This window comes from Kitasatospora sp. NPDC052868 (assembly GCF_044547105.1).
GTDB lineage: Bacteria > Actinomycetota > Actinomycetes > Streptomycetales > Streptomycetaceae > Kitasatospora.
This window is the reverse complement of the sequence record NZ_JBITZW010000008.1, coordinates 1-6,026: the sequence shown is the minus strand read 5'-3', so window position 1 is coordinate 6,026 and position 6,026 is coordinate 1. Positions and strand designations below refer to the sequence as shown.

Genomic DNA, 6,026 nt, shown 5'->3' with positions numbered 1-6,026 from the left:
GATACGCCTGCTCCGGTGAAGCCGGAGAACGCGGGGAAGGCCCCGAAGCAGCCGTCGAACATCGTCACCTTTGCGGATGTCCAGCGCAGGAACGCGCAGGATTCCTCCGGCGATGGCTCCAACGGTTCCCCGCGGAGTGATGGCGGCGGCTCGGGGAGCGGCGCCTCCGGGGCGAAGTCCCGCGACGGGTCCACGGGCAGTGAGACGCAGGTGGAGCCGGCACCGACGGGTGACAAGCCCTCTGCCGACACGGCGGCGCCGAAGCCGGAGACGGAGCACTTCCCCGGCCCGGAGCACCGGCTGACGGACAGCGCGGCCGAGACCCAGCGGAAGACCGACCAGGCCGCGCAGGACGCGCAGGCGAAGAAGCCCCCGACGGCGGAGCAGGCGCCCGTCGTCCCGCCCGGCGGCGACCGCCTCGGCGGGAAGGACGGCACGAAGGCCGGCGACACGCCCGATGCGGCCGCCCGGGACCGCCGGAACGCGCACGCCGAACAGCGCCGGGCGGACTACGAGGCGTCCGCGGAGGGCCAGGCCAAGGCCGAGGAGCGGGCCCGGCAGGCCCGGGAGGCCCAGGAGGCCCGCGAGGCCGCAGCGAAGGAGGCCGAGCAGCGGGCGGCGAGGGCCGAGGCCCGGAAGCTGCTGCTGCAGGACCTCCGGGACAAGTCGGGCAGGGAGACCGTCGGCCTGGTCTCGAAGTCCGAGCCGGCGGCCAAGCCTCCGACGCTGGTCCTCCGCCCCGGGGCCGCCGACAGCAGCAGCCCCGGTAGGCCCGTGGACGCGGAGACCGGTCCGTTCCCGGGGTTGGGTCGTGAGTTGGGCGGGTCGGGTGATGCGGCGCGTTCGGATGTGGCGAAGTCGGTTCTGGAGCGGCAGGCGCAGTTGCGGGCGGCGGGTGGTCCGACGGCGGATGTGCCTGCTCCGCTGAAGCCCGAGGGTGCGGGGAGGCCTGAGGCCGGGGAGGAGTCTGTTCCGTTCCCGGGGCTGGGTCGTGAGCTGGGTGCGTCGGGTGATGTGACGCGTTCGGATGTGGCGAAGTCGGTTCTGGAGCGGCAGGCGCAGTTGCGGGCGGCGGGTGCTTCGACGGCGGATGTGCCTGCTCCGCTGAAGCCCGAGGGTGCGGGGAGGCCTGAGGCCGGGGAGGAGCCTGTTCCGTTCCCGGGGTTGGGTCGTGAGTTGGGCGGGTCGGGTGATGCGGCGCGTTCGGATGTGGCGAAGTCGGTTCTGGAGGCGCAGGAGAGGCGGCGGGCGGCCGGTGGTCCGACGGCGGATGCGTCTGACCCGCTGAAGCCCGAAGGTGTGGCGAAGACCCCGAAGCGGTCGAGCATCGCCACCTTCGAGGAGCTCAAGCGCCGGGAGCAGGACGCGGCGGACTCGGCGGCGGAGTCCAATGGCGCCCCGCGGCGGGACGGCGGTGGCGTCGGGGCGGGCACCGGCGGTCTGTCGGCCCGCGGCCGGTCCACGGGCAGTGAGACGCAGGTGGAGCCCGCCCCGACCGATGACCAGCAGCCGGGGGACGGCCCGGACCGGACGCCGGAGTCGAAGAGCTTCACCGACGAGGGCTACCGGCTGACGGACGGCGCCGACGAGATCCAGCGGAAGGCCGGTCAGGCCGCGCAGGAGGCACAGGCGAGGAACCGGCCGGCCGCGGAGCAGCCGCCCGCCGTCCTGTCCGGCGGCGAGCGCCTGGGCGGGAAGGACGGCACGCGGGGCGCCGTCACGCCCGACCAGGCCGCCCGGGAGCGGCAGTACGCGCTGGCCGATCAGCGGCGGGCGGAGTACGAGGCGTCCCCGGAGGGCCGGGCCAGGGTCGAGGAGCGGGCCCGCGAGGTCCGGGAGGCCCAGGCGGCCGCGGCGAAGATCGCCGAGCGGCAGGCGAAGGCCGAGGCGCAGAAGGCGGCGCGGGAGGAGGCCTGGCAGCGGCTGGTGCAGGACCTCCGGGACAAGTCGGGTGGCGGCTCGGGCGGGTCGGGGAACCTGACGCTGCGTGAGGCGAGGGCCTGGGTCTCCCGTCGTGCCAGGGAGATCGAGGCGCAGGGCGACGGCGGCGTCCAGACCGTCGGCGGGCGCGGCTCCCGGATGGCCGCCGATGCGGCGGCTACCCGGGCCTGGCACGAGCTGGCGGCCGAACTCGGCATCCGTGTCGAGTCGTTGCACGACCGCCACCTGATGCCGGATGCCTCGGACACGCCGCTCGCCCCCGCGGTGCGGCCCGTCCCCGTGCTGCCGCTCAGGGAACCTCTGGCCGCCAAGCCCGCGGCTGCACCCGCCAAGGACAAGGGCAAGGCCAAGGCCAAGGACAAGGCCAAGGACGGATCGTCGGCCGCGCGGGACGAGGCGGCCCAGGAGGAGGCCTGGAAGCTGCTGTTGCAGGAGGGCAGGGACAAGCAGGTCGACGAGTCGGGTGAGTCGGGAGGGCCGGAGCAGCTGACGCTGCGTGAGGCCCAGGCGTGGGTCTCCCATCGCGCCGAGGAGATCGTCGCGCAGAGCGAGGGGACCGGTGGACCGGGCTCACGGATGTCCGGCAATCTGGCGGCCGCAAGGGCCTGGCTTGAGCTGATGGCCGAACTCGGCGTCCCCGTCAAGCCGAGTGTCGTCGAGTCGTCGCGCCGCGGGGCCCGGGGGCAGCAGCTCCCCGACCCGCAGGCCCCGGTCGGTCCGGGCCAGGGCACCGTCGTCACCTCCGGCATGCCCGCCCACTCCGAGGTGGAGGACTCGGATACCCGGTGGTCGGCGTCGCAGGCTCCGCCGTTCCTGCCGGTGCCGCCGGGTATGCGGCAGCGGGTGGACAGCGACGCCGAGGAGGAGAGCGACGGGTGGGGTTCCGATTCGGACGGCGGGGGGCCGGCGGCTCCGGTCGTGCAGGCGCCCGTGACCCAGACTCCCGTCATCCAGGCGCCCGCGGCCCAGGCCCGGCCGTTCCTGCCGATGCCGGAGCGGATGCGGCAGAAGTCGGACAGTGAGGGCGAGGCCGACGACGACTGGGATTCCGATTCGGGCGGCGAGGGGCCGTCGGCTCCGGTCGTGCGGACTCCCGCCACCCAGACCGTGCAGCTGCCGCAGGTCGAGACCCTGAACATCGGTGGGCAGACGCAGCCTTCGGAGTCGTCCTCTCCGGTGGGCGAGCCGGTGCTGCTGCTGGACCTGCCGGAGCTGCGGGAGGAGCCGCCGATCGACGGGCCGTTCACGGCCGATGAGCTGTGGCGCGACGGGGACCACCTGCCGCAGTTCATCCTGTACAACGGCGCCGAGGGGATGGTGTGGGACGACCGCCTGGATGAGGTGACCGACCCGGATCAGCTCGACCGGATGGCCGCGGTCTACAACCGGGCGGCCGAGCAGGTCGCCCATCGGCTGGCGCGGATCGTCGAGCGCGCCCGGCAGGTCGTGGCGGACGGCGGCGACCGGCGGGAGGCCGCCGAAACGCTGCTGGCCACGCACCAGGTGCTCAGCGCGGACGGTTGGGCGCCCGCCTACGTCAGCGAGTTCCTGCGGCTGCAGATGCTGTTCCGTGCCAGTGACGTGCCCCAGCGGTTCCCGCGAGGACTCGCCGCGTGGCCCAGCGAAGGGCAGTTCGCCCTCTTCGACCCCGCCGCGCCGCCGGTTCCCGGCACCCGGTGGAGGGAGGGGGGATCGATGGTCGGCCCGGACGGCGCCTCCATGCGGTTCTACCGGTGGCTGGACGAGACGGCGGGCGGGGACCGCCGGCACCTCTACAACTGGGGCAAGGCGCAGGCGGGCGCCTCGGTCTCGCGGGACTCGATGCAGGCGAAGCTCCTGTTCGCCTATTTCCGCACTCAGACCGGCCGGCACATCGGTGACGAGTACTTCTGGTTCAACGGCTTCAAGCACCGGTTGAAGGAGACCCACGGCTTCAGGAGGGAGATCGGCGGGGAGGACGTCTTCGGCTTCACCTACGACCCCGGCTATCTGCGCAGTGTGGCCGCCCAGCACGTGTTCACCTACGAGATGCTGCGCACCGTCCCGATGCCCCGGGTGAACCGGGATGCGGGGACGATCGATCTGATCCGGCTGGAGCAGCGCAGCGTGCTGCGGGACCTGCTTGAGCCCTATCGCCCCGACGCGACCGGGAGGAACCACCAGACGGTGGACATCCACCGTGGTCCGGCCGAGTCCTTCAGCCTCCTGAACCCCTACAAGGAGGTCGTGGGCGGCGACTTCTGGCTCACGACGCAGACCGTCCCGATCCAGCGGGTGTTCGGAACCCACCTCCAGATCAGGATGGAGGACGGTCGCGAGACGTCGCTCTACCTCGGCGAGGACGAGTTCCTCACCATGGTCACCGACCGGCAGGTGGAGTGCTGGGGCGAGGACCAGCCCTTGGTCACCGAGCAGGAGCTCCAGGCCCACCACGAGGCGCTCGCAGCACAGCAGGCCGCGGCCGAAGCCGCCGAGAACGAGAACGGGAACGCCGGGGAGGGCGCCGCCCCCTGGTCGGAGTCGCAGGCTCCGCCCAGTGATTCGGACGACGAGTGGGACACCGGATCGGCCCCTGGTTCGCCGGTCGCCGCGCAGCACCAGCAGACGGACCAGCAGGTGGCCCAGCAGGCTCCGCAGCCGGCCGCGCAGGAGGCGGCCGAACCGGTGGAGGTGGTGCCGGCGGGGCGGGAGTTCCACGCCGATCTGCTCTGGCGTCCCGAGGAACGCCTGCCGGATGCCGTGCTGTTCGACGGCAACACCTGGATGGCATGGGGCAACCAACCCTGGGACGACCCGGACGACGACCAGCTGGGGGCCGCGGCGGACGAGTACGGTCGGGCCGCCGATGAGATCGCCGCCCGGTTGGAGCGGATCGTCGCGCAGGCCGAACAGGTCGTCGCGCAGGGCCCGCCGGTCGTGCAGGACGGCGGAGCCCAACCGACGCCCGAAGAGGCCGACTTGGCGGCCGCCCGGACACTGCTGGCCACGCACCGGCTGCTCGCGGACGACGGCTGGTCACCCGAGTACATCAGCGAGTTCCTGTACCTGCAGATGTCCATGCGGGACAGCGACGTCCTCGCGGGCTTCCCGGCGCGCCTGGTCGAGCAGCCGCCGGAGATGGAGAACGGCTTTCAGCGGGGTCGCCTCAGCCTGGTCGCCCCCGGCGCAGGGCCGGGCGCCGTCGAGGGCGGGTCACTGCGGGGCGCGGGCGGGGCGTCCGACCGCTTCTACACGTGGTTGGGCGCGGCGCCGCGCAATGGGGAACCCGGCCATGTCCTGGCCTGGGGAGCCGCCCAGGCCTACGGCTCGTGGACCAATGAACCGGCGACCGCGAAGCTGATGTTCGCCCGGTCCCGCTCCGAGAACCTGGAGGGCGGCTACTACTGGGCGCCCGACCTGAACGAGTTCCTGAAGAAGACCGTCGACCGCCACGAACCCGACATCATCCGCTACCCCCGGTCCCTGCTGCGCAGCCTGGTCGCCCAGCACGTGTTCACCTACGAGCTGCTGAAGGCCGTCGAGCTGCCGAACGTGGACCGGCAGAACGGCATGGTCAGGCTGATGCGGTTGGAGAACCGGCTGCACGTGGACCCGGACAACCCGGACCTCCCGCACCCCGACGAGTTCCAGAACCCCGAGCTCGTCCAGGACCCGGCCCCCGAGATCCCGCTGGAAATCCTGCGCGGGGCGGCCGAGTCGTTCAGTCTGCTGGACGCCTTCAAGGACCCCAAGGCTCCCCAGGGCGACGGCAGGGAGTTCTATGTGACGGTCCAGGACGTCCCGATCCACCGGGTCTTCGGGACCCACCTGCAGAGCCGGTTCAACAGCCTCGATGACTCGCTGTTCTACAGCGAGGACGAGTTCGTGGTGATGGCGGCGGGCTACCAGCCCCTGTACCGGGGCACGGACGTGCCGCTCACCCCGGCGCAGCGGGCCGAAGCGGCGGCTGCGGCGTTGGCGGAGCAGTTGGCGGGGCAGGGTCTGGCTGCTGCTCCGCCGTTGGTGGCGGGGCCGGTCGGGGGTCCGGTGCCGGTGGTGGAGCCGGGGCCGGTGGTGGTCGGTGCGGGGTTGTTGCCGGCGCAGGC

1 protein-coding gene is annotated in these 6,026 nt (G+C 72.9%); it reads left to right on the top strand.

The genetic code is table 11. The features are described 5' to 3' along the window. Positions 1–210: 210 nt before the first annotated feature. On the top strand, positions 211–6,026 hold a 5,816-nt coding region (locus ACIGZJ_RS15410; protein WP_396457674.1), incomplete at its 3' end, for a hypothetical protein.